19 protein-coding genes and 6 pseudogenes are annotated in these 20,387 nt (G+C 68.6%); 10 read left to right on the forward strand and 15 right to left on the reverse strand.

Annotated elements, in window-relative coordinates; genetic code table 11:
- Nucleotides 1-519: 519 nt before the first annotated feature.
- Together QFZ76_RS49035 and QFZ76_RS49040 are read right to left on the reverse strand one after the other, a co-directional pair.
- Nucleotides 520-1,407, reverse strand: coding sequence for an IS110 family transposase (locus QFZ76_RS49035; protein ID WP_307679743.1), 888 nt, complete (start codon nucleotides 1,405-1,407; stop codon nucleotides 520-522).
- 51 nt (nucleotides 1,408-1,458) lie between these two features.
- The gene (locus QFZ76_RS49040) at nucleotides 1,459-2,835 is read right to left on the reverse strand and encodes a pyridoxal-dependent decarboxylase (RefSeq protein ID WP_307679744.1); all 1,377 of its coding nucleotides are present in this window, start codon (nucleotides 2,833-2,835) and stop codon (nucleotides 1,459-1,461) included.
- Between the two features lie 141 nt (nucleotides 2,836-2,976).
- Here QFZ76_RS49040 and QFZ76_RS49045 point away from each other — a divergent pair.
- Nucleotides 2,977-3,191, forward strand: a pseudogene (locus QFZ76_RS49045) (transposase); the annotation flags it as partial.
- A gap of 37 nt (nucleotides 3,192-3,228) precedes the next feature.
- On the opposite strand, the gene QFZ76_RS49050 reads toward QFZ76_RS49045, so the two are convergent.
- The 4 genes and pseudogenes from QFZ76_RS49050 to QFZ76_RS49065 all read right to left on the reverse strand — a co-directional run bounded on the left by QFZ76_RS49050 (nucleotide 3,229) and on the right by QFZ76_RS49065 (nucleotide 5,166).
- On the reverse strand, nucleotides 3,229-3,606 hold the full coding sequence (locus QFZ76_RS49050; RefSeq protein ID WP_307679745.1) for a fic family toxin-antitoxin system, toxin component: 378 nt from the start codon (nucleotides 3,604-3,606) through the stop codon (nucleotides 3,229-3,231).
- A complete protein-coding gene (locus QFZ76_RS49055; RefSeq protein WP_307679746.1) occupies nucleotides 3,606-3,845 on the reverse strand; it encodes a hypothetical protein in 240 nt (79 codons plus the stop codon). Before QFZ76_RS49055 ends, QFZ76_RS49050 begins: the two co-directional genes overlap by 1 nt.
- A gap of 333 nt (nucleotides 3,846-4,178) precedes the next feature.
- Nucleotides 4,179-4,343: pseudogene (locus QFZ76_RS49060) on the reverse strand (IS5/IS1182 family transposase); the annotation flags it as partial.
- 53 nt (nucleotides 4,344-4,396) lie between these two features.
- Nucleotides 4,397-5,166: pseudogene (locus QFZ76_RS49065) on the reverse strand (transposase).
- A 117-nt stretch (nucleotides 5,167-5,283) separates the two neighbouring features.
- Between QFZ76_RS49065 and QFZ76_RS49070 the strand changes: the two are divergent.
- A complete protein-coding gene (locus QFZ76_RS49070) occupies nucleotides 5,284-5,835 on the forward strand; it encodes an HAD domain-containing protein (RefSeq protein ID WP_307680365.1) in 552 nt (183 codons plus the stop codon).
- A gap of 61 nt (nucleotides 5,836-5,896) precedes the next feature.
- Here the strand turns inward: QFZ76_RS49070 and QFZ76_RS49075 are convergent.
- Nucleotides 5,897-6,569, reverse strand: a pseudogene (locus tag QFZ76_RS49075) (IS5 family transposase); the annotation flags it as partial.
- A gap of 500 nt (nucleotides 6,570-7,069) precedes the next feature.
- Here QFZ76_RS49075 and QFZ76_RS49080 point away from each other — a divergent pair.
- From QFZ76_RS49080 to QFZ76_RS49090, 3 genes are read left to right on the forward strand one after another with little or no spacing between them, the layout of a single operon-like run.
- Nucleotides 7,070-8,188, forward strand: a complete 1,119-nt coding sequence (locus QFZ76_RS49080) for a tyrosine-type recombinase/integrase (RefSeq protein ID WP_307679747.1) — start codon at nucleotides 7,070-7,072, stop codon at nucleotides 8,186-8,188.
- Nucleotides 8,188-8,523: a helix-turn-helix transcriptional regulator gene (locus tag QFZ76_RS49085; protein WP_307679748.1), complete on the forward strand. Its 336-nt coding sequence runs from the start codon at nucleotides 8,188-8,190 to the stop codon at nucleotides 8,521-8,523. Before QFZ76_RS49080 ends, QFZ76_RS49085 begins: the two co-directional genes overlap by 1 nt.
- Nucleotides 8,520-9,986 (forward strand): hypothetical protein, encoded by a 1,467-nt coding sequence (locus tag QFZ76_RS49090; protein WP_307679749.1) that lies wholly within the window; start codon nucleotides 8,520-8,522, stop codon nucleotides 9,984-9,986. Before QFZ76_RS49085 ends, QFZ76_RS49090 begins: the two co-directional genes overlap by 4 nt.
- Before the next feature lie 29 nt (nucleotides 9,987-10,015).
- On the opposite strand, the gene QFZ76_RS49095 is transcribed toward QFZ76_RS49090, so the two are convergent.
- The 3 genes and pseudogenes from QFZ76_RS49095 to QFZ76_RS49105 all read right to left on the reverse strand — a co-directional run.
- Nucleotides 10,016-10,762: a nucleotidyltransferase domain-containing protein gene (locus QFZ76_RS49095; protein WP_307679750.1), complete on the reverse strand. Its 747-nt coding sequence runs from the start codon at nucleotides 10,760-10,762 to the stop codon at nucleotides 10,016-10,018.
- Between the two features lie 247 nt (nucleotides 10,763-11,009).
- On the reverse strand, nucleotides 11,010-11,330 hold the full coding sequence (locus QFZ76_RS49100) for a GYD domain-containing protein (RefSeq protein WP_307679751.1): 321 nt from the start codon (nucleotides 11,328-11,330) through the stop codon (nucleotides 11,010-11,012).
- Between the two features lie 230 nt (nucleotides 11,331-11,560).
- Nucleotides 11,561-11,776 (reverse strand): annotated as a pseudogene (locus QFZ76_RS49105) (M4 family metallopeptidase); the annotation flags it as partial.
- Nucleotides 11,777-11,953: 177 nt separating this feature from the next.
- On the opposite strand from QFZ76_RS49105, the gene tnpA reads away from it, so the two are divergent.
- A complete protein-coding gene (gene tnpA, locus QFZ76_RS49110; protein ID WP_307680337.1) occupies nucleotides 11,954-12,376 on the forward strand; it encodes an IS200/IS605 family transposase in 423 nt (140 codons plus the stop codon).
- Entirely contained in the window at nucleotides 12,373-13,593 is a 1,221-nt protein-coding gene (locus QFZ76_RS49115; RefSeq protein ID WP_307679401.1) for a transposase, read from the forward strand. The genes tnpA and QFZ76_RS49115 overlap by 4 nt, the downstream gene beginning before the upstream one ends.
- A 43-nt stretch (nucleotides 13,594-13,636) precedes the next feature.
- On the opposite strand, the pseudogene QFZ76_RS49120 reads toward QFZ76_RS49115, so the two are convergent.
- Nucleotides 13,637-13,801: pseudogene (locus QFZ76_RS49120) on the reverse strand (M4 family metallopeptidase); the annotation flags it as partial.
- A gap of 29 nt (nucleotides 13,802-13,830) precedes the next feature.
- Here QFZ76_RS49120 and QFZ76_RS49125 point away from each other — a divergent pair.
- Complete coding sequence (locus QFZ76_RS49125) at nucleotides 13,831-14,211, forward strand: hypothetical protein (RefSeq protein ID WP_307679752.1); 381 nt, start codon at nucleotides 13,831-13,833, stop codon at nucleotides 14,209-14,211.
- A gap of 77 nt (nucleotides 14,212-14,288) precedes the next feature.
- On the opposite strand, the gene QFZ76_RS49130 is transcribed toward QFZ76_RS49125, so the two are convergent.
- On the reverse strand, nucleotides 14,289-14,489 hold the full coding sequence (locus QFZ76_RS49130; RefSeq protein WP_307680366.1) for a DUF6207 family protein: 201 nt from the start codon (nucleotides 14,487-14,489) through the stop codon (nucleotides 14,289-14,291).
- 43 nt (nucleotides 14,490-14,532) lie between these two features.
- Nucleotides 14,533-14,847 (reverse strand): hypothetical protein, encoded by a 315-nt coding sequence (locus QFZ76_RS49135; protein ID WP_307679753.1) that lies wholly within the window; start codon nucleotides 14,845-14,847, stop codon nucleotides 14,533-14,535.
- A 790-nt stretch (nucleotides 14,848-15,637) separates the two neighbouring features.
- Between QFZ76_RS49135 and QFZ76_RS49140 the strand changes: the two genes are divergently transcribed.
- Complete coding sequence (locus tag QFZ76_RS49140) at nucleotides 15,638-16,261, forward strand: lamin tail domain-containing protein (RefSeq protein WP_307679754.1); 624 nt, start codon at nucleotides 15,638-15,640, stop codon at nucleotides 16,259-16,261.
- Between the two features lie 245 nt (nucleotides 16,262-16,506).
- Here the strand turns inward: QFZ76_RS49140 and QFZ76_RS49145 are convergent, their stop codons facing one another.
- Together QFZ76_RS49145 and QFZ76_RS49150 are read right to left on the reverse strand one after the other, a co-directional pair.
- Nucleotides 16,507-16,818 (reverse strand): DUF6207 family protein, encoded by a 312-nt coding sequence (locus QFZ76_RS49145; RefSeq protein ID WP_307679755.1) that lies wholly within the window; start codon nucleotides 16,816-16,818, stop codon nucleotides 16,507-16,509.
- 359 nt (nucleotides 16,819-17,177) lie between these two features.
- Entirely contained in the window at nucleotides 17,178-18,323 is a 1,146-nt protein-coding gene (locus QFZ76_RS49150; protein ID WP_307679756.1) for an FHA domain-containing protein, read from the reverse strand.
- 292 nt (nucleotides 18,324-18,615) lie between these two features.
- Here QFZ76_RS49150 and QFZ76_RS49155 point away from each other — a divergent pair, with 292 nt between their 5' ends.
- Nucleotides 18,616-20,373 carry a protein kinase gene (locus tag QFZ76_RS49155; protein WP_373464581.1) on the forward strand — a complete coding sequence of 586 codons (1,758 nt, stop codon included), beginning with the start codon at nucleotides 18,616-18,618 and terminating at the stop codon, nucleotides 20,371-20,373.
- Nucleotides 20,374-20,387: the final 14 nt, after the last annotated feature.

Genomic DNA, 20,387 nt, shown 5'->3' on the forward strand with positions numbered 1-20,387 from the left:
GGGCGAGTTGGACGGTGGGTGTCGACCGGGTAACGCCTTGCCTCGGCGGTGTACTGCTCTCCGGCCGCAAACGGGCCTGGCACAGACGGCGCATGTTGCCCGGGACCGTGTGAGGCCGCGCGCACGGTGCCAACGCCGAGGCGTCCAAGAGATCCATCAGCGCCTCGAAGGGAGCACCTGCCTCAATCTGTTGATTGTGCAACCGGTGTCCCTTGCCCTGACTCAGGTCTCGGCCCAGGGCTGATTCAAAGTCGGGTTGATCATGTGGCGTCGCTGGTCACGGCGGGCTGGTGATCTCCTGGAGGGGCGTCACGTACGCAACGAAGCTCCGGTTTACGGGGTGACCTCGCAAGTCGCCTTGAACAACCGGAGAAGCTCCTATCTCCTGTCAAGCCGCCTGCGTGAGGTCGGCCTTTGCGGTGTTGGTGCAGGTCAACGCCCTGAAGACCTCGCGGGCTATGTAGCGTTTGAGGCAGCGGATGATGTCCTTCTTCTGCAGTCCTTGCGCGGTGCGTCGGGCTACGTACTCACGCGTGCGGTGGTCGTGCTGCATGCGGACGACCGCGATCCGGTAGAGGGCCGCGTTGGCTGACCGGTTGCCCCCCGGTTCAACCGGTGGCGGTCCCGGCGGCCGGAGTAGGCAGGTAGAGGCGCGACGCCGCACAGATGGGCGAAGGCCGCCTCGGAGCGCAGCCGTTCGGAGTTGTCGCCGACCGCGGCCAGAAGGCGCGCTGCGGTCTCGGGGCCGACGCCGTTCACGGCCAGCAGCATCGGCGCGGCCTGAGCCGCGAGCGCGGTCAACTCCACGTTGTAGTCATCGATTTCACCTGTCAGGGCCTGGTAGCGGCGGGCAAGGCGGCGCAGGGCGAACTTGGCCGCAGCGGTGGGGTCGGCCAGGTCCGGTGTCGGCCGGAGTCTGGCGCACACGCTGATCAGTTCTGCTGCTGCCAGGCCGCGCAGTTGGCTGCGCACGGCGTCGGGCGCGGTGACCAGGAGGCTGCGGATCTGGTTGATGGCCTGGGTGCGGGCCTTCATGGCCGAGGTGCGGGCGTTGTGCAGGATGCGCAGTCCCTCGGCGGCGCCGGCATGGGTCTTGGGGACGACGCCGGCGCGTCCGGAGGCGACTGCCTCGGCGGCGGCATAGGCGTCGATGGGATCGGACTTGCCCAGCTGGCGGCGCATGCGCCGGTCGGGCCGGTTGATGTCGAAGACGTGCAGTCCGGCGGCGGCGAGGACACGTGCGAGCTGGGTGCCGTACGATCCGGTGCCTTCGACACCGACGGCGAGTACGGTCCCGAAGGAGAGCAGCCAGGCCAGCAGGGCCCGGTAGCCGTCGCTCGTGGTCGGGAACTGAGCGTCGCCCAGGTGCCGGCCGATGGGGTCGACGACGGCGGCGTGGTGGGTCATGGCGTCCCACTCAAGCGTGGTGCGTCCTTGGCCTACTGAGTGCCGCCAAGATTACGACGCCCGTGCCAGGCGCACGATCGCCGCAATCGACTGGTCGACGTCGGCCTCCGTCGTGGCGTGGCCGGACACTGAGATGCGCATCAGGCGCCGGCCGCGCCAGGTGGTGGCGCCCACCCAGCAGGTGCCGTCATTCTGCGCTGCCTGCACGACCTGGTCGGTGCGGGCGTCGTCGCCGAAACTGACGAGGACTTGGTTGAGCGTCACGTCGTTGACCACCTCGAAGCCCGCATCGGACAGGCCGCTGGCGAAGCGGCGGGCGAGAGAGCAGCAGCGGTCAACGAGTTCGGCGACGCCGTCACGGCCGAGTTCGCGCAGCGCTGCCCAGGTGGCGAATCCGCGTGCGCGGCGGGAGGACTCGGCGGTGTAGTCGGCGCCGCCGGCCGGGGTGCCGTCGGCGCTGGTGAGGTAGGAGGCGGTGTACGACAGGGCGCCAGCGTGGACGGCGGGTCGGGAGCAGAAGGCGTAGCCGCAGTCGTAGGGCACGTTCAGCCACTTGTGGCCGTCGCAGGCCCAGGAGTCGGCCAACTCGACGCCGTCGACGAGGGGGCGGGTCGCCGGGCTCGCGGCGGCCCACAGGCCGAAGGCGCCGTCGACGTGCAGCCAGCCGCCGTGGGCGTGGGTGAGGTCGCAGGCGGTACGGAGGTCGTCGCAGGCGCCGGTGTTCACGTTGCCCGCCTGGGTGCAGACGATCGTCGGCGTGTCCGGGTCGGACGCCAGCACACGGCGCAAGTCGTCGGTGTCGAGGGCGCCGCGTCCATCGGTTCGGACCGACTCCAGACAGTCGGTGCCGAGGCCGAGCAGCCGCAGCGAGCGGTCGATAGTGGCGTGGCGCTCCGCGCCCGCGACCACCCGCAGGCGTGGGGCGCCGCCCAGCCCTTTGTGTCCGACGTCCCAGCCGGCCTCGGTGAGTAGGTGCTGCCGGGCTGCCGCAAGGCCTGCTGTGTTGGCTGCCTGTCCGCCGGTGACGAACCCGGTGGACGCCGTGGCGGGGATGCCGAGCAGGTCCTTGAGCCAGCCGCCCGCCGCCTCCTCCGCGGCGAGGGCGGCGGGCGAGAGCGCGGCGTTGAAGGCGTTCTGGTCCCACCCGGCGACGAGGATCTCCGCGGCGGTGGCCGCGGGCAGCGCCCCGCCGACGACGAACCCGAAGAACCTCGGCCCCGCGGTGGCGACGAGTCCGGTCTCGGCAGCGGCCACCAACTCGTTGACCACCGTAAGCGAGTCGGCAGGCGAGCGGTTCAAGGGGCGGGAGAACGCGGCGCGCAGGGCTGTGTAGTCGACGGGGCGTGCCACCGGCCGCTCGGGCAGCGAGCGGCGGTAGGCCGCGGCGTGCTCGGCGGCGTGATGGAAGATCTTGGTCAGCTCGTCCATGGCCGAACCGTAGTCGCCCGTCCGAGCGGTGGGGAACGGCCAATGGGGGGAAGTCCCGGGGCCGCGACCAGGGCCTGGGCGCGGTCGACCCGCTCAAGTCGGCGCTCACGCGTTCCCCGCCCCGGCGACGCCGCCTTCCAGCAAGGCACCATCTCCCAGGGCGTCCAGGCCTTCGGCCTACGGAGATCCCGTTACCGCGGACTCGCCAGGACCGACTGCAGCACCACCTCACCGGTGCAGCCGTCAACCTCGCCCGCCTCGACGCCTGGCTCACCGGCAGACCGCTCGCCCGCACCCGCGTCTCGCCCTTCGCGGCACTCCGCCCCGCCGGATCAGATCCTGGGGGGCGGAAATGACCAACAGCGTCCAGGTGGGGCGGGCCACCGAGCCGTTTCAGGTGGTGGTGGGCCAGGCCCGCAACAGGGCGGCGATCTTCCCGGCGGTGCAGGCCGGGTCCAGGAGCAGGTCCTTGAGGTCGATGGCGTCCTCGCGGGCGGGTTTGACCGTGATTCCGGCGGCCTCGAGGTACATCACGCCGGTGGCCGCGGCGACGGCGAGGTTGGAGCGCTCCAGCCAGCGGCACCGGCCCAGCGTGTGCACCAGGGCGGCGGCCTTGGCGTAGGGGCCGTCGTAGACGGCCTGCTCGAACAGCTCGGCCCGGTGGCGGGCCACCGCCGAAATGGGAACGCCGTAGTCGTCAGGTGCCGGATCGTTCGCTCCGGCCGCCTCGGCGACCTGCAGGATCCAGGGCACATCGATGTTCAGATCCATCAGGCCGCGCGTCCTCCCCGCGGTGCCTGCTGGGCGTCCTCGGCTTCGTCGAAGACGCTCTGGTGTTCGGCCAGGAAGCGGGCGGCTGCGTCGACCGCGCGGGCGTGCAGGCCGCTGGCGTCATCCTGCACGAGCCGGGCGAGGTAGTCGCCGATGCTCAGTCCAAGGTCGGCTGCGCGTTTCTTCGCGAGTTCTGCGACGTCTTCATCCACGCGCGCGCCCAACTGTGTCTTCGCCATACCAGGATGGTAACAGCCGTTACCACTCTGGACCGGCGCCAGCGGCGACAGGCGTGCTCTCGTCCGTCGAGTCGCCGTCGAAGAGGGCGGCGACCAGGCGCTCGCGGTCAGCGGTCAGCACCGATTTTGTCGCGGAGGCGCGCGCCTTGGCCAAGGGGCACGCTTGCCGGTGGAGATGGTCAGGTCGGCTGGATCTGCTCGACCGATTCGCCGTTCGCCCGGCAGAGCACGGTGGGCAGCATGTCGTCAATGCTCCGCAGTCGAACGCCGCTGGGCGCAGGCTTCCTGGGGCCTTGAGAGGGCATTTGATCTAGGCGCATTGCCCTGTATGCCCTAGTAGGTTCCTCGCCAGGTTGGTGTGGTCTCGTCCGTTATGCGTTTGGCGAGGTTGTCGATCGAGGCGATGTGGATCATGGCTTCGGAACTGGCAGTGAGGGTCTCGTAGTCGCGGGCGAGACGGCGGTGCATCATGATCCAACCCATACTTCGCTCTACTAAGGGCTGTCCCGTAAATGATCTTTGGTGTGCTGGGTGACCTGCTTGTTCCTGTGTCACCCGGCAAGTGCGAGGTTGTGCATCCGTGCGATGCCGAGCATGGCGTGGTGGACGCCGTCGCCTTTGAGACGGCAGTCGCGGAGGATCTTCCAGGTCTTCATGCGGGCGAAGACGTGCTCGACGCGGGCGCGGACCTTTCGGTGGGAGGCGTTGTGCTCCTCTTTCCAGGCCGCAATTCGCCCTGGCCGGGTTCGCGGCGGTGCGGAATGACCAGTCCGGTGCCGCGGTAGCCACCGTCCGCGATGACCGTGGTGCGGCCGACTGCGTCCTTGGCGCCGGACAGCTCCCACGCCTTGCAGTCGTTGCGGTTGCCGGGCAGCGGGCGGCCGACCGTGACGATCAGCCGGGTGTCGGCGTCGATGACGACCTGGTGGTTGGTGGAGTATCGGTAGTTCTTCGACTGCTCGGCGACCTGATGGTCGCGGGTGGGGACCAGGGTGCCGTCCACGATCAGCACGGTGTCCTTGCGGAACCGCTTGCGTTGCTGGAGGGCGAGCGCGGGTCCGAGGTGGTCGATGATCCGGTCGGCTGCGGACTTGGACACCCCGAACAGCGGCGCCAGTTGGCGCAGGGTCAGGTTCGTCCGCCAGTACGCGGCGACCAGCAGCACTCGGTCCTCCAGCGGCAGGCTCCACGGCCGGCCCCTGCGTATCGGATCTGCCCCCTCGCGCCGGAGCGCGGTGATCAGCTTGCCGAACTGACGCGGGCTCAGGCCGGTGAACGGGGCTATCCAGGACGGCTTTGACGCCGTGATGACACCAGACACCGCAAGATCGTCCCATCCGCCCGGAGCCCCGACGTACTGGAGATCGCTGCCTGCCGGAATCTCGCTGGGCGGTCTCCTCATCGGCCGGTACCGTGCGGGTCAGGATCAGGAGGTGGGCTGGTGCGTCCAGTGCTGTTGGTGGATGTGGACGGACCGCTGAATCCGTATGCCGCGAAGCCGCATCGACGTCCCGAGGGATACGAGACGCACCGGCTGCTGACGCCGCGCTGGGAGACCGCCGAGCGGCGTCGGCTGACAGAGTGGGGGCTGCCGAACAAGCCGGTGAAACCGCTGCGTGTGTGGCTCAACCCGAATCACGGCCCGGCGTTGGACGCGCTTCCCTTCGACCTGGTGTGGGCGACGACGTGGGAGGAAGAAGCCAACGCCTTCGTCGCACCGGTACTGGGATTGCCCGAGCTGCCCTTCATCGCCTGGTCCTCGCCGCGCGCCGAGCCCGGCGGCGGTGTGTTCTGGAAGACGCCGGAGATCGTCGCGTGGGCCAAAGGCCGGGCGTTCGCTTGGATCGACGACGAGATCACAGAGGCGGATCGTGCCTGGGTGAACGAGCACCACGACGGTCCCGCGCTACTGCACCGGGTCGACCCCCGATCCGGCCTTGCCAACAACGACTTCGCCGCGCTGACGGCATGGGCGACCGGCCTGGACTGATTCCAGGACCAATCGACAGAGTCTGCAGTGCGGTTCCGCACGATCATTACGGGACAGCTCTTACCCAGCGTCTCTTCACGACGTGAAATCCGCGCTTATCCGGGTTTCTGTTGACTACTTCGACGTCGATTCCGAGGCGGGCGCCGTGTTCGATGACGGCATTTTTGAAGCCGGTGCCGACCCAACTCTTGGAGATGGTTGGGTACTTCTCCTTCGCCTGGTCGAGGAGGCGTATTCCCAGGGCGTTTTCCGAGAGGCTGGCGGCGGTGACGGTCACGGCGAGGATGAGGCCGATGGTGTCGGTGAGGATGCCGCGTTTCCTGCTGACGATCTTCTTGGCGGCGTCGGTTCCCTGGCTGGTCAGGGGTACGTTGGTGGAGGTCTTCACGCTCTGGGTGTCGATCACGGAGGCGGTCGGTTCGGGCTTGCGGCCGTCCTTGACGCGGGCCAGGCCGGTCAGGTCGTAGTTGAGCTGGGCGAGGATTCCCTCGTCGCGCCAGGCGGCGTAGTAGAAGTAGACGGTGCCGTGGCCCGGGAAGTCGTGCGGGAGGTACTTCCAGGGGATTCCGGTGCGGTTGATGTAGAGGAGTGCGTCGAATACGTCGCGCAGTTCGACTTTGGCCGGCTGTCCCGTCGGCGTTCGAGGCGGGCCTTTCTCCAGGCCGTCAACGTCGGCTCAATCAGGGCCCATCGGGCGTCGGACAGGTCGCTGGGTACGGCTTGCGCTCGCTCACGGCGTAGCGTGATCATGAGTACGGCGGAGGGGTGGGTTCCGCTGGAACTCGGGCGATTCTGTGGTGTTTTCAAATCAGACGGGTTTTCGGGTATGAAGCCGCAGGAGACGGACAGTCGCGTGCTCGGCCCTGCAGAGTGCGAATAGCTCCTACCTGGTGAATACACCCAAAGCAGGACATGGGCAAAACTCGCATACCGAAAAAACGCTATGTGAACGCCCACTCAGGACTTCGAGATCAACTCATTGTCCCTTTGACGTATCCAGTTTAAGCGGCCGCAATTTCATCTGATGCAGCACTGCAGTCGGGCAGCACATCGGAGGTTCTGCCGACCATCGACGCAGGCCAGGGCCTCAGTTTATGCGGTCCCTTCAATCGGGCAGATCGCTCCCGTAGCCCTTGACGCCGCCACGGACAGGCTTCCTACCTGCACGTTTGCGATCGACTTACATCTGATGAAAGACCCCTTCGTCTGATGTAAGTGACGGAGAGTGCTTTTGATGAGCAGGAACAGCCTCGCACCGGGGGCAGCGGGGCTGCATCTGGTCAGCGATCTGCCGCTGCTGCGGCCCGACGAGCAGGTCTTCACCGCGATGCTGGATGGCTGGCGCAACCAGCAGTTGGCGCGCAACTTGGCTTTCTCCACGATCGAGGGCCGGGAGAAGACGGTGCAGGCCTTCGCTCGGCACGCCGACGCCTTCCCATGGACTTGGTCGCCGCAGATGCTCGACGAGTGGATGGGCGATCTTCGGGCGGTCCGCGGGTTGAAGCGCTCCACGCTGCGCAACAATCAAGGCGCCGTGCGCTCGTTCTGCGAGTTCGCCGTCGACCCCGCCTACAGCTGGGCTGCGACCTGCGAAGACCGTTTCGGTACCCATCCCATACAGGTCGTGCACGAGTGGAACGCCGCGGTGCACGTGGAGGACGCCGAAGCCGACGCGGCGAAGAGGCCCTTCACCCAGGACGAGTTGCAGGCGTTCTTCGACTACGCCGACGACCAGGTCACCAAGGTTCGCGGCCGGGGCCGCAAGGGCTGGCTGCCCGCGTTCCGTGACGCAGTGCTCTTCAAGACCGCGTACGCCTTCGGCCTGCGCCGCAACGAGACCCGGATGCTGGATACGGTCGACTTCGGCCGCAACCCCGAGGGCTCGGAGTTCGGCGACTACGGCGTCTGCTACATCCGCCACGGCAAGGCGAAGAAGGGATCGCCCCCGAAGCGCCGCAGCGTGCTGACAGTCTGGGACTGGTCGGCGGAGATCCTCCAGCAGTGGAACGAGGAGGTCCGGCCACTGTTCGCCACTTCCGACGCCGGGGCTCTGTGGCCCTCGGAACGCTCGGCCCGCATCGGCTTCTCCCAGATGAACACCCGCTTCGCCGCCTACCGGGACGCGCTCGGCCTGGACAAGGGACTGGACTTCCACTCCTTTCGAAGGTCGTACGTGACCCACCTGATCGAGGACGGCTGGGACGCCCGGTTCGTCCAGGAGCAAGTCGGTCACGACTACGCGTCCACGACCGCGATCTACACCTGCGTATCCTCCGACTTCCGCACCCGCACCCTACGCAGAGCGTTGGACGCGACGATGGAGGCCGCGCTGCGGCCGGCAAGGAGAGCCTGATGAAGCGCCAGGTCAGCTACCAGTGGCGGCTGCGCGAGGTAATGGCCACGCGTGGCATCTTTGTCGCCTCCGACCTGTCGCCGCTACTGGCCGACCGCGGCATCGAGCTGTCCTCGGTCCAGGTCTGGCGGCTGGTCACCCAGACACCCGAGCGGCTGTCCCTGCCCGTCCTCGCCGCTCTCTGCGACATCCTCGACGTCACTCCCGCCGAGTTGATCGCCACCAAGGCGGAGAACGCGGCCCCGCGCCGCACCGCCGCCTCCGGCGGCGCCGACGTGGTCGACCTCGCGGCCACGGTCCGGCCCAAGCGGGCCCGCGTCCGCCCGGAGAAATGAGCCGCACTCGGGTCCGGCCCGAAGACCTGTTCTGCGCGCGCTGTCACCGGACCGTCCGTCTCGGAGCCGCCCACTGGCCCGAGGGCTACCTGTGCTCCGCCTGCTACGACCACGCGCTGGAGACCTATGGGCAGTGCGTCGGCTGCGGTGTCGACCGGCTCACCCCGGGCATCGCACCGCACGGCGGCCGGTGGTGCACCGATTGCGCGGGCGGCCTGGGCGAATTCCACTGCGAATGCTGCGGCCGAGAGGCCCGCCGCTACCTGCTCGGAGTATGCGGAAACTGCGTCCTGGCCGAGCGGCTGGAAGAACTCCTGGACGACGGCGCCGGCCGCGTCCGGCCCGAACTCGTACCGTTCTTCGACGAGGTCAGGTCCGCGCCCCGTCCCAAGGGATGTCTGACCTGGGTTGGCAAGCCACACGTCCAGAAGATCCTGCGCGCCCTCGCCCACGGCGAAGTCCCCCTAACCCACGAGGGATTGAGCACGCTCTCGCCCTGGCGGTCGGTCGCCCACGTCCGTGACCTGCTCATGCACACCGGCGTCCTGCCGCACCGCGACCGGCACCTCCTGCTGTTCGAACGCCGACTGCCCGAATGGCTCAATACCATCGAGGACGCCGAACACCGCCAGCTCCTGAACCGCTTCGCCACCTGGCACCTCCTGCGCAAGCTCCGGGCCACCGCCGCCAAGCGGCTCCTCGGACCCGGAGCCGTCAAAACCGCCCGCACCCAGCTCATCCAGGCAGCCGCCTTCCTCGTCTGGCTCGCCGAACGGGACCGCGTCGTCGGCGAGTGCACCCAGACCGACCTCGACGCCTGGTTCGCCAAGGACGCCACCGCCCGCCGCGTCGTCCAAGCGTTCCTGCGCTGGAGCATGGACCACCAGGTCATGCCCCGGTTGAAGGCCCCCACGATCCGCACGGAGAACCCGGCCCCGATCAGCCAGCACCATCGCATCGCCCTGATCCGCAAGATCATGACCAGCGACGATCTCCCGCTCATGGAACGGATCGCGGCTGCCCTGATCCTCCTCTATGCCCAGCCCGTCCGTCGGCTCGTCCGGCTCACCGTCCACGACGTCCAGCGCGACGGTGACCAGGTCGCACTCCTCCTGGGTGATCCACCCACACCGGTTCCCGAACCCTTCGCCGACCTACTGTTCGGCTACATACGTGACGGACGCCCGAACCGGCCAGGCGGCACGCTTCCCGCCAGCGACTGGCTCTTCCCCGGACGCCGGGCTGGACAGCCCGTGGACCCCGCCACCCTCGGCAAGCGACTCACCGCCGCAGGCGTCCCCACCCTCAACGGCCGGACCGCCACCCTGCGGCAACTCGTCCTTCAGGCACCGCCGTCGGTCGTCGCGGGGATGCTCGGTTACCACACCGTTCACGCCGAGGCCGTCGCAGCCCAAGCCGGAGGCACTTGGAAAAAGTACGCCCCCGGTGACCACACTCGATAGCCACCGATGCCGTCACCGGCCTCAACCCGTCAACGCCCGGAGACAGCAGCAACCGATTCGATAACACCGCGCCAGGTCCTGCGATAGCCCTCGCGAAGAGGCCCGCCGACCAGGTCGAGGATCCCGGAAGCCGCGTCGATCATGAGTCCTGGGTCTCCCGACTTACACAGGTGCAGGTGCCCTTTGAGCAGGGCGGTCCCACGCTCTGCGTCCGCCTCCAAAAGACGCCGCGGCAGCCACTTCCCGCCGCCGATCCATGCGTGGTGGTAGTCGCAGAGTAGATCGGCCGCGGTGTTGAGAACGAACCCGGCCACCGCAAGGCGCTCGATCTGGTCGCCAGCGTCGGCGAGATCATCCAGCGCATCCGTCAGTCCATACCTCTTCGTCTCGACCGTCTCCGCTTCCAGCGCCGGCGGACCATCACGGAGGTCCGCATCGGCCAGGGCACGGGCACGCCCGGCCTCACCATTCGCATCTACCAGGACGAGACCGGTGGCATACATGCTCTGCAGGACAGCACGACGTGAGGCAAAGTCCGCTGCGAAGAGGTCCACGAGACCGGCACGGGTGTGGATAAAGAGCTCCACGACACGTCCCTCGAACCGGATCGTCTCCCGGCAGGTCTCGCCACCGTCCCCGACGAGCACCGCGATGTCCAGGTCACTGCTCGCAGTGGCCCGCCCCGCAGCCGTCGACCCGGCGAGGATCACGACGAGGGCATCGGGAAAACGGTCACACGCAAGACGTCGAGCCTGGTCGACGGGGTCCGGAGTCATGCCAGTCAGGGTTTCAGGAACCTTGTGTCAACAGCGACTGGGTTTTCCATTCCCACCGGCTTGACCGCTACGGACCGTGACGGATCCGAGAGTGCGTGGCACGGATACAGACCAATCGAACAACGGCTCCTACCAGTACATACCCCTGGTTTCGAGTCTTGCCGGGTGCCGTTCCACGCAACGCCGCCAGTCCGGCCAGCCTCGCAAGCGCGGCGGCCGCCTCCACATCCACGCAAGCGCTGGCCCATCAGGCGCCGAGCGCCCGGTACTCCACCTGCTGTCGGGTGGCCTCATCGACCTCATCGGCCGTCAAAAGCACCACCGTGCTCGTGCGGACCCCGCCCGCCGCCGTTGTGGCCATCCCAATGGCAGCGGCGGCGGTGTTGCCCGGCAGGTCCGCCGTGACGTAGACATCGTCCTCGCCGAAAGCCCAGTAGACCGACTCCAGCCGGCCGCCCACGCTTTGCACCATCCGCTCGATGACCTCGCGGCGAGCGATGGCACCCTCCGCGCGCAGGCCTTTCAGTCCGTCCACGGTCAGCTTGGCCCTGAAGAGGTACTTCGGCATGGGTTCCGCCTTTCCGTAAGTGTCACAGCGAGGCTCCCCCTGCCAACCGATCCTCCTCCTGCCCCACGACCGCCGCCGCACGACCGCCGCCATACGGATTACTCGACGGCTGGCGAAATCCGCGCCGAAGGAGTCGACGCCACGGCGAGGGCAACCACGGGCACCGTAACAACGAGCATTGGGCCAGGCGTCCAGAGGCGGCGGGTTGCTGTCCATGACGTGGCCGGACTTCAGTTGGACACGCCTACGGCATCCCACGCAGTGAGGACGGCCTCGTGTTCTTCGCTGTCCTCGCCGTAGCGGGCGACGGCGGTCTGGACGGTGAGGTGGGCCCAGTCAGTGAAGAGGGGGGTCTGCCCGACCTCGCCGGAGATGAGCGCGTCCCACCAGATGCGGCCGGCACGCTCCCATGCCTTGCCACCCAGGGCTGCGGCAACGAGGTAGAAGGCTCGGTTGGGATGCCGCCATCAGGATCTAGCCAGGGGACGCCCCGCTTTAGCGGGGTGGGGAATGGCTTCTCTGGGCTGCTCTGACCTCAACTCTGTGCACGGATCTGCACTGTTCACCTGTACCGCCCTTCTGCCGCGCTAGACCTGCGGCATGTGTATAGTGATCGTGTGACTGTGACCAGGAATGTTCGCCGATTCTCCGGCGGCGTGTACGACCTCGGCCTCCACGTGGTGTGGTGCCCGAAGTACCGCCGCCCGGTCCTCGGCGGCCGGGTCGCGGAACGTCTGGACGAACTGATCCGGGACAAGGCAGACGAGCGCGGGTGGGAGATCATCGCCCTTGAGGTGATGCCGGACCACGTGCACCTGTTCGTCAAGCACGACCCGAAATCGTCCGCCTCGTACGTTGCGAACCAGTTCAAGGGCTTCACTTCCCGCGTACTGCGAGCGGAGTTCCCGCACCTGAAGTCGCGGATGCCCACTTTGTGGTCGTCGTCGTACTTCGCCGCCTCGGTTGGCGCGGTCAGCGCGGCCACCGTGGAGAAGTACATCAACACCCAGTGGGAACGCCCCTGGAAGAAGGAGGCCCGCTCTTGATGCGGGCCTACAAGTTCCTTCTCAGGCCGACAGTCGGGCAGGAAGCGGCCCTTCGGGACATGCTTCGTGATCACTGCTCGCTCTACAACGGTGCGTTGCAGGAACGCCGGGATGCCTACCGGCACAGTTCGAAGACGAGCGTCAAGTACGGCGACCAGTCCGCGCAGCTCAAGGAGATCCGGGCGTTCGATCCGGAGCGTCATGGATGCTGGTCCTTCTCCAGCCAGCAGGCAACCTTGCGGCGCCTGGACAAGGCGTTCCAAGCCTTCTTCCGGCGCGTGAAGGCCGGTCTGACACCCGGCTACCCCAGGTTCAAGGGCGTTGGCCACTTCGACACCGTCACGTTTGCGAAGGACGGCGACGGCTGCCGCTGGGACTCCACCCCGCACGATCCGCAGACCCGCGTGCGTCTCCAAGGAGTCGGTCACGTCCGCGTGCACCAGCACCGGCCCGTGCGCGGCCGGGTCAAGACGATCAGCATCAAGCGCGAAGGTAAACGCTGGTACGTCGTGCTGGTCTGCGACGAGGTTCCGCCCGAGCCTCTGCCCGCAACCGGCAGCATCGTCGGCATCGACATGGGCACCGTGCACTTCTTCACCGACTCGGGCGGAGTCCACCAGGAGAACCCGAAGTTCCTGGAGGCGATGGCCGAAGAACTGACGGCCGCGCAGCAGCACCTTTCGACGTTCCCCAAGCGCACCCGGCGCCGGACGAAGAAGCACCGCGCCGCAGCGCGAAAGGTCGCGAAGCTGCACGCGAAGATCCGGCGTCAACGACTCGACCACCACCACAAGACAGCCCTCGCCCTGGTCCGCGAACACGACGTGATCGGGCATGAGAGGCTGAACACAGCCGGGATGACCAAGGCCCCGGCGCCCAAGCCCGACCCCGAGCAGGAAGGCGCGTTCCTCCCGAACGGAGCCGCTGCGAAGGCCGGACTCAACCGCAGTATCCTGGACGCTGGTTGGGGCATCTTCCTGGGAATCCTGGCGCAGAAGGCTGAGAGTGCCGCTCGCCGCGTGATCCCGGTGAACGCCCGCAACACCTCCCGCACGTGCCCACCCGAGATCGGCGGATGCGGGCACGTGGCGAAGGAGAACCGCGTCACCCAAGCGAAGTTCGAGTGCGTCAAGTGCGGCCTGGTGGAGAACGCCGACCGCGTGGGCGCACTGAACGTGCTCTACAGGGCCGGGCTGGTCCTCTGCGACGGTGCTTAGCCACCGACGCAGGAAGCCCGCGACTTCAGTCGTGGGTGGAGTCACTGATGTGGACGCCGCCGTTGTCGCGCTCGGTGTGGACGTAGTCCCGCATGTGGTCCGGTTGCGGATCCTTGCCGAGTACTTCATCGTCGTACGCCGTGCCTGGCGCCTTGAGTGAACGCAGGCCGACGCCGTTGATCGAGGGCATGAGCAGCCCCGCGCCGAGCACACCCTTTTGAGCTGCTGCCGCCGCCCGTGGAGCTGACGGAGGACGAGATCGAGGGCGCGCTCGCTCTGATGGAGAGCATGAGCCGTGAGGATCTCGACGGGCCGGAGTTCCAGGACGAATACACCGACGCCATGGCGAAGATCATCGAAGCGAAGCGGGAGGACCGTGAGCTGCCCGAGGCGCCGGAGCCCGGGGAGCCGGGCAAGGTATTGGACCTCATGGCCGCCCTGACCCAGTCCGTGCAGCAGGTCAAGGCCTCCCGCGGCGAAGGCGCGGAAGCCGCAGTGCACGACCTGCCGGCGAAGGAGACCACGAAGAAGCAGCCGGCCAAGAAGGCCGCCGCGAAGAAGACCACCAGGAAGACGGTGGCGAAGAAGACGTCGGGACGCCGATCGCGCAGTGCCTGACCACGGCGGCCGTCTTGTGGCCCGGATCGAGGAACGTTCACCTGGTCCACGGCCGCTGGGCAGCTGCTTCTCCGATCCTACGAATCGGGCTCCTGGCGCAGGTCCAGGAAGCAGCGACGTCGCACGCCGGGCTCGCCGGCCTCCCGGGTCGTACGGTCCGCCGGCGCGGTGGCCCACCGTGCGGCGAGCAGCTCCTGGACCGCGAACGTGGATGCGTCATCGGCGGCTGCGACGTCCACCACGGCCAGCTCTGGTACTGCCACCTGTGCTTCGTTGATCGCCGGTGCACAGCGTGGACGGGCCCTCGCGCTGTTGGATGCCTCATGTCGTGTGGTGCAGCCAGCGCTGCAGGGTGGTGTTGATGCTTGCGGGCAGGGCGCTGAGCTGGTCGATGGCTTCGCGGTCTCCGGGACGGGGCGGGATGCCGGCCGCGGTCAGAACGGCGTGCAGATCGAGGCGGCGCTGGTCGCGCGGGTCGATAAGGACGCTGAGACGTTCCGCGGGGTTGGGCGGCGGCAGCAGGTAGTCCATGTCCTGCCCGTGTGCGGCCGGGGCGGGCCAGGCGGTCTCGGCCGGATCGGCGGCGTAGGGGTCTGCGAAGGTCTGCGGCGTGTGATGTCCAAGGGTGACGGTCATGTCGGTCTCCTCACCGGCAGCGGATGGGTATGCGGGAGGAGAGCCGCGCATGGCCCGGCTTGGTTGCGGCTGCGAGGAGACGTCACGCCGACGGCGTCATCGGCGGCTCATCCGTTTTCCCGACCAACGCGGCCGAAAGACGGCGCCGCGCGGGGACAGTCACTCGTACGGCGTAGTAGGGGACCCGAGCGGAGGGGAAACCGGACGCTGCGCCGGAACGGGGTGTGGTCCGTAAACAGCGGGATGGCAGGTACCAGCCAGCCGGTGCGAACCACACGAAGGTCAGGCGTTGCCGGCGGAGGCATGCCGCTACGGGTAGGGCGGCAGGGCGCTTTACGTACCCAGAGTGGTGACTTCCCTTGGCGGTTTGGCCGGCCCGGCCACTTCCCGATGTTCGGCAACCCGCCGAGCGGCGAGGCCGTGACCGTTCCGACCGTTTCCAGGATTCGCTTTCTCCCGGAATGAGGTGGTTGTTACTCACTTTCGGGTGATGGCGTGGGTGGTGCCGGGTGGCGCATCGTGGCGGACGCAGGCTACGGGCCGGTCGCCGCAACGGCGCCCGGCCCGACGAAGCGTCAATTGGGCGCTTGTGGGGCATAGATGGATGTTGCAGGTGAGAGTCACAGGAATATGGACGATCTGTAACACGGTTCACGTCGCGTTCACTTGGCCCGGCCTGGTGGTCAAGGTGTGGGTGTGCGGCCAGCCGGCCGCCGCCCGCACCCGCACTACCCCCGCGCACAGCCCTTTCGTCTGTGTGCGGGACGTGCCCGCACATGAGGGGGACTCTGTGTCCGTTTCCGTGAAGGTAACCACCCGCCGTCTGGCCTCCGCCGCGCTCGTGGCCGCCGCTGTCGTCGGGGCGGTGGCGCTGCCGGCGTCCGCTGCCGACGCACGCATGTACCAGCCGCGTGTCCAGATCAGCGACGTGCAGTACGACTCCCCGGGCCGTGACGACCGCTCCAACCGCTCCTTGAACAGGGAGTGGGTGGAGGTCACCAACACCGCCCGCCGCAGCGTGAACCTGGACGGATGGACGCTGTCGGACGAGGACGGCCACACCTACACCTTCGACTCCTACCGCCTGGCCGGCCGCGCGACCGTCCGTATCCACACCGGCGAAGGCCGCGACACCCGCACCGACCTCTTCCAGGACCGCCGCAACTACGTGTGGGACAACCGCTCCGACACCGCCACCCTGCGCAACGACCGCGACCGTTTCGTCGACGAGGCCTCCTGGGGCAACGACCGCAACGACCGCAGTGACCGCGGCGACCGCAGTGACCGCGGTGACCGCGGTGACCGCGGTGACCGCGGGACCGCGGTGACTGGGGTGACCGCGGTGAGCGCCGCCAGCACTGACGCTCAAGCCCACGTGCCGGCGACTGCTGAGGACGGCGCCCGCACACTGTGACGCGGCGGCGCGCCCGGCCCTTTCACGGGCCGGGCGCGCCGTCCGGCGTACGCGGGTGCGCGATGGCGGGGGAGTGGCGGTGTCCGGGGCCGGCGGACTGCAGGACACGTCGGGCGGTTCCGGCCGGCCGGTGCACGCCTGGTGTCTGCGGCGGCGGCCACTGTCCGCCCGGCCCGCGCCCTTGCGGCGAAGAGTGTGACGAGGAAACGGTCACCGCCGCGCGCACGACCATCACCATCTGGGCTCTACCCGCCTTCCCGCATGGCGACGTCTGGGTCCTCCCGGCCCTGCTCGAGCCAGTAAGCCCCGAGCAGGGCCGCGTACGGTACAGCGTCATCACCACGCGGCGGCGCCGCGGGACACCGCCGTAAATGCGCGTACAGCCGCGCCTTCACCCCCAGTCCACCGGGTACCCGCCGCACCACCCCGATGCCGGAGGTCGCCCACAGCCGGTCCAGCTCGGCAACCGCGGCGAGCGCGGTTGCTTCGTCGGCGGCGGTGATATCGAGGATTACCAGGCCGGGTTGCACCATGTGCTGTTCGTCGATGGGTTCCATGCCCAGCCCGACGACCGGCCCGCAGGCCGCAGTTCGCCGACGCCCGCTAATCCACCCCGGAGAGGGAAGTTCAGCCGGTGGGACAGCTTCTGGACCTCGCGCAGCTTCTCATCTGCAGTCAGCAACGAGTAGTCGCCGCTCACCAACCCGTTCAAGGGCGACGAGGACGGCCTGTGCCGAGCCCTTACCGCACTCCTCGCTCCGCGGCCCGCTCACCGGGACATTCCTGGAGTGCGGGTGGTCCTCGCCGAGGTGGTTGTGGAACGGGCCCAGCTGCTCATCACCGAGGAGGCGTGAACACCCCTGCCTCCGCGGCCGTTTCGCTCCTCGGCGGATCACCCATCAGTCGATCGCGGTGGTCAGGCCCGGCGGGTGGGCGCTGCCGCGATGGTCGTCATCGGGGTGTGGGCGGCTTGGGTGCGCCAGGCGTCGGCGAGTTCGGCGGGGAAGCGTCGGCCGCTGCGCGTGAGGACGACGCCGGGTGCGAGTTCGACCTCGTCGCCGGGGCGGAAGGGACGGTCGGTCTGCGGGGGCAGCGCCTCCCAGGGGCCGAACCCGCCGCGCTTGCCGGTGCGGCGCATCCGGGTGCCGTAGGTGCTGATGTCGCGGATCAGGACCGTTCCGTTCCGGGCGGAGACTGCCAGATGCCTGCGGCTGACCTGCTGGGCGACCTGTGGGGACAGCAGGCTGTGCAGGGCGATGCCCGCCGGACCCGGCAGTCGGCCGACGTATGCTTCGGAGCCCTCGTCGAGGGTGTAGCGGGCCACGCAGGTGCCGTCGATGACGGCTTTGAGCTGGGTGGTGCCCAGGCGCGGGCCATCGTTCTCCAAGGGCGTGCCGTGGAGCTCGCAGGTGGGGACGCCGCGCCGCATGCGGGGCAGCAGGATCCGGTTGCCGCGGCGGATGTCGTAGAGGGAGCAGCGGGGCTCCGGGCAGCGCCAGCTCTGCATGATCACGTCGGTCAGCGGGGTCCTGGAGGGCCCGAGGAGGCCCTGTTTCTTCAGCGCGGACAGTTCCATTTTGCGGGAGATCTCGGCCGCCGAGCGCACGCCCATGTCCATTGCGACGAGGGTGACGGATCCGTCGGGGCGGGCTTCGGGTCTGAGGAACTGCCAGGTGTTGCCCTGGATCCACGGGTGTCCGGCGCGGTGGTCGACGTACTGGTCGCCGGTGATGACCGGGGTCGCGGTCATGCGGGCCAGTTCGAGGACGCGTTCGTCGGCGTCGTCGACCTCCTCGACCAGCCCGTCGGCCACCCAGCCCCGCAGCCGCCGGACCTCGGCCTGGTCGCCGAACTCCCGGTGCCCGCCCAGAAGGCTGTTGTCGGCGACCAAGTAGACGGAGACGTCGGGATCCCTGGTGAGCTCCATAAGGGCCCGCAGGACCAGCCCGAGGCGGCGCAGGGAGCGCGGCCCGCGTGGGCCGATGGAGGTATCGCGGGCGACGTTGGAGAGCTCCACCAGATAGTCGGCTCGCTCCGCCGACGTGGCCAGGTGATGTTCCATGAACGCCTCGCTGTCCGATGGCAGAGGGTGTCACTGTACGGCCGCCCGTCGGCACCCCGCCATCAGGATGAATCCCGCCAACCTCACTGATTCCCTTTGATCTTGTCTGTTTTTCCTTGATCTCCACAGATGTGTACCGCTGGCGGCGTCGCGCCACTATGATCACGCCTGCGACGGGAAGGTTGAATCCTTGAACAGTGCTGAAATCGGTGGTCGGTTGAGCCCGCTGGGCCCCGACGACCCGCGCGAGGTGGCCGGTTACCGCCTGCTCGCCCGGATCGGCGAGGGCGGCATGGGATCCGTCTACCTCTCTCGTACGCGCGGCAAACAGCCGGTCGCCCTGAAGGTGATCCGCCGGGAATACGCCCAGGACGAGGAGTTCCGCCGCCGCTTCGAGCAGGAGGCGACCTCCGCCCGCCGGGTGCAGGGCTACCACATCGTCCCCGTCGTCGACCACGACACCACTGGCCCTCAGCCCTGGCTGGCCACCACCTATGTCCCCGGCCTCGCCCTGGACCAGATCCTCACCGGGCACGGAACGCTCCCGCTGCCCGCGGTGCTGCAGCTGACCGGCTGCGCGGCGGAGGCGCTGCACGCCGTGCACAAGGCGGGCGTGATCCACCGCGACATGAAGCCGAGCAACATCCTCATCGGCTCCGAAGGCCCCTGGATCATCGACTTCGGCATCGCCCGGGCCGCCGACGCCACCCAGCTCACCCGCAGCGGCGGGCTCATCGGCACGCCCCAGTTCATGTCACCGGAACACGCCAACGGCGATGATCTCACCCCGGCGACCGACGTCTTCTCGCTCGGCCTGATCGCCGCCGTCGCCGCGACCGGCCGCCACCCCTACGGCGACTCCGGGGCCATCACCCTGGCCACCAAGATCGCCAACACCGAGTTCCGCCCGCCGGATCTGACGGCGTATCCCGAGCCGCTGCGTACCGTCCTGGAACGCGCGCTGGCCGCCGACCCGGCCGCCCGGCCCACGCCCGCCGAACTGGCCGAACTCTGCCAGAAGTTGAGTGGACGGCCACTGCGGGACTTCACCGGCTGGCTGCCCGCGCCCGTCGCGGCGGACATCGCCCACCGGGAGAGACTCGCCCGGCAGCAGACCGAGACGGAGCCCGGACCGGACTCCGAGGACGCGGCGGGGGCCGCGACCATGGCTCCCGGTTCCGTGGCGGCGGCCGCGACCGCGCCTCCCGGTTTCGTGGCGGCGGCCGATACTGCACCGCCGGGTGTTGCGGCGTCCGGCGGGTACACACCCACAGCTGCTTCCCGGCCCGGCGAGCAGCCGCACCATGCCCCGGCGCCCCCGGTGCCGCCCACCAGATCCGCCGCCCCGCCCCCGCAGGGAGCACCGCACCCCTCCGGCCCGCCAACGGTGCCGGCACCAGCCCGCAGCCGGACCCCGCTGAGCGTCGGCGCGGTCGCGCTGGCCGTGGTGGTGGTCGCGGCGGGCGCCTGGATCTTCACCCAGGACAACGACACCGACAAGGACGCCAAGGGCAGCGGCGGCGGGGCGGCCTCGTCGGCGTCCGACGGATCCCAGGCCACCGCCACCGCCACGCCGAGCACCGACGCGTCGCCCACAGCGAACGCGGCGTCGAACGACTACACGGAGATCTTCAAGAACAAGCCGCTCACCCTGCGCGCCCAGTTCACCGACACCCGCTTCTCGTACACCACCGTCGACCTGGACGCGCCGAAGATCGACACGAACGCCCTCAGCGAGGGGAAGGGAAACGAGCTGCAGTACGAGGAGTTCGGCGGCAGCTACACCCTGCGCTTTCTGACGACCATGGGAAAGAGCGCGGGCACCACCCCCGAGGAGTGTGCCGAGGGCGCGGCGGCCAACGCGCTGCCCTCCGAGCTCGACGGCGACGCCCAGGGCGAACTGCTGACCCCGGGCACGGTGCTGTGCACCGTCACCGACGAGGACAACCTCGCGATGCTCAACATCAAGGACGTCGTCGTCCAGAAGGACGACGCGGGCTACAAGGCACGCGACTACGTCACGGAACTGACCCTCTGGAAGGCGCCCTGACCCGGCCGCCGGGG

The sequence above is a fragment of the Streptomyces sp. V4I2 genome, assembly GCF_030817655.1.
In the GTDB taxonomy this organism is placed as follows: domain Bacteria; phylum Actinomycetota; class Actinomycetes; order Streptomycetales; family Streptomycetaceae; genus Streptomyces; species Streptomyces plumbiresistens.

Excerpts from the sequence above, each read along its gene's own strand:
- QFZ76_RS49155 (WP_373464581.1), top strand. The coding sequence starts at position 18,616 with ATGGGATCCGTCTACCTCTCTCGTACGCGCGGCAAACAGCCGGTCGCC.
- QFZ76_RS49095 (WP_307679750.1), bottom strand. The coding sequence starts at position 10,762 with ATGACTCCGGACCCCGTCGACCAGGCTCGACGTCTTGCGTGTGACCGT.
- QFZ76_RS49050 (WP_307679745.1), bottom strand. The coding sequence starts at position 3,606 with ATGGATCTGAACATCGATGTGCCCTGGATCCTGCAGGTCGCCGAGGCG.
- QFZ76_RS49080 (WP_307679747.1), top strand. The coding sequence starts at position 7,070 with ATGAGCAGGAACAGCCTCGCACCGGGGGCAGCGGGGCTGCATCTGGTC.
- QFZ76_RS49055 (WP_307679746.1), bottom strand. The coding sequence starts at position 3,845 with ATGGCGAAGACACAGTTGGGCGCGCGCGTGGATGAAGACGTCGCAGAA.
- QFZ76_RS49150 (WP_307679756.1), bottom strand. The coding sequence starts at position 18,323 with ATGGAACATCACCTGGCCACGTCGGCGGAGCGAGCCGACTATCTGGTG.
- QFZ76_RS49135 (WP_307679753.1), bottom strand. The coding sequence starts at position 14,847 with ATGACCGTCACCCTTGGACATCACACGCCGCAGACCTTCGCAGACCCC.
- QFZ76_RS49145 (WP_307679755.1), bottom strand. The coding sequence starts at position 16,818 with ATGGAACCCATCGACGAACAGCACATGGTGCAACCCGGCCTGGTAATC.
- QFZ76_RS49040 (WP_307679744.1), bottom strand. The coding sequence starts at position 2,835 with ATGGACGAGCTGACCAAGATCTTCCATCACGCCGCCGAGCACGCCGCG.
- QFZ76_RS49100 (WP_307679751.1), bottom strand. The coding sequence starts at position 11,330 with ATGCCGAAGTACCTCTTCAGGGCCAAGCTGACCGTGGACGGACTGAAA.
- QFZ76_RS49090 (WP_307679749.1), top strand. The coding sequence starts at position 8,520 with ATGAGCCGCACTCGGGTCCGGCCCGAAGACCTGTTCTGCGCGCGCTGT.
- QFZ76_RS49085 (WP_307679748.1), top strand. The coding sequence starts at position 8,188 with ATGAAGCGCCAGGTCAGCTACCAGTGGCGGCTGCGCGAGGTAATGGCC.
- QFZ76_RS49035 (WP_307679743.1), bottom strand. The coding sequence starts at position 1,407 with ATGACCCACCACGCCGCCGTCGTCGACCCCATCGGCCGGCACCTGGGC.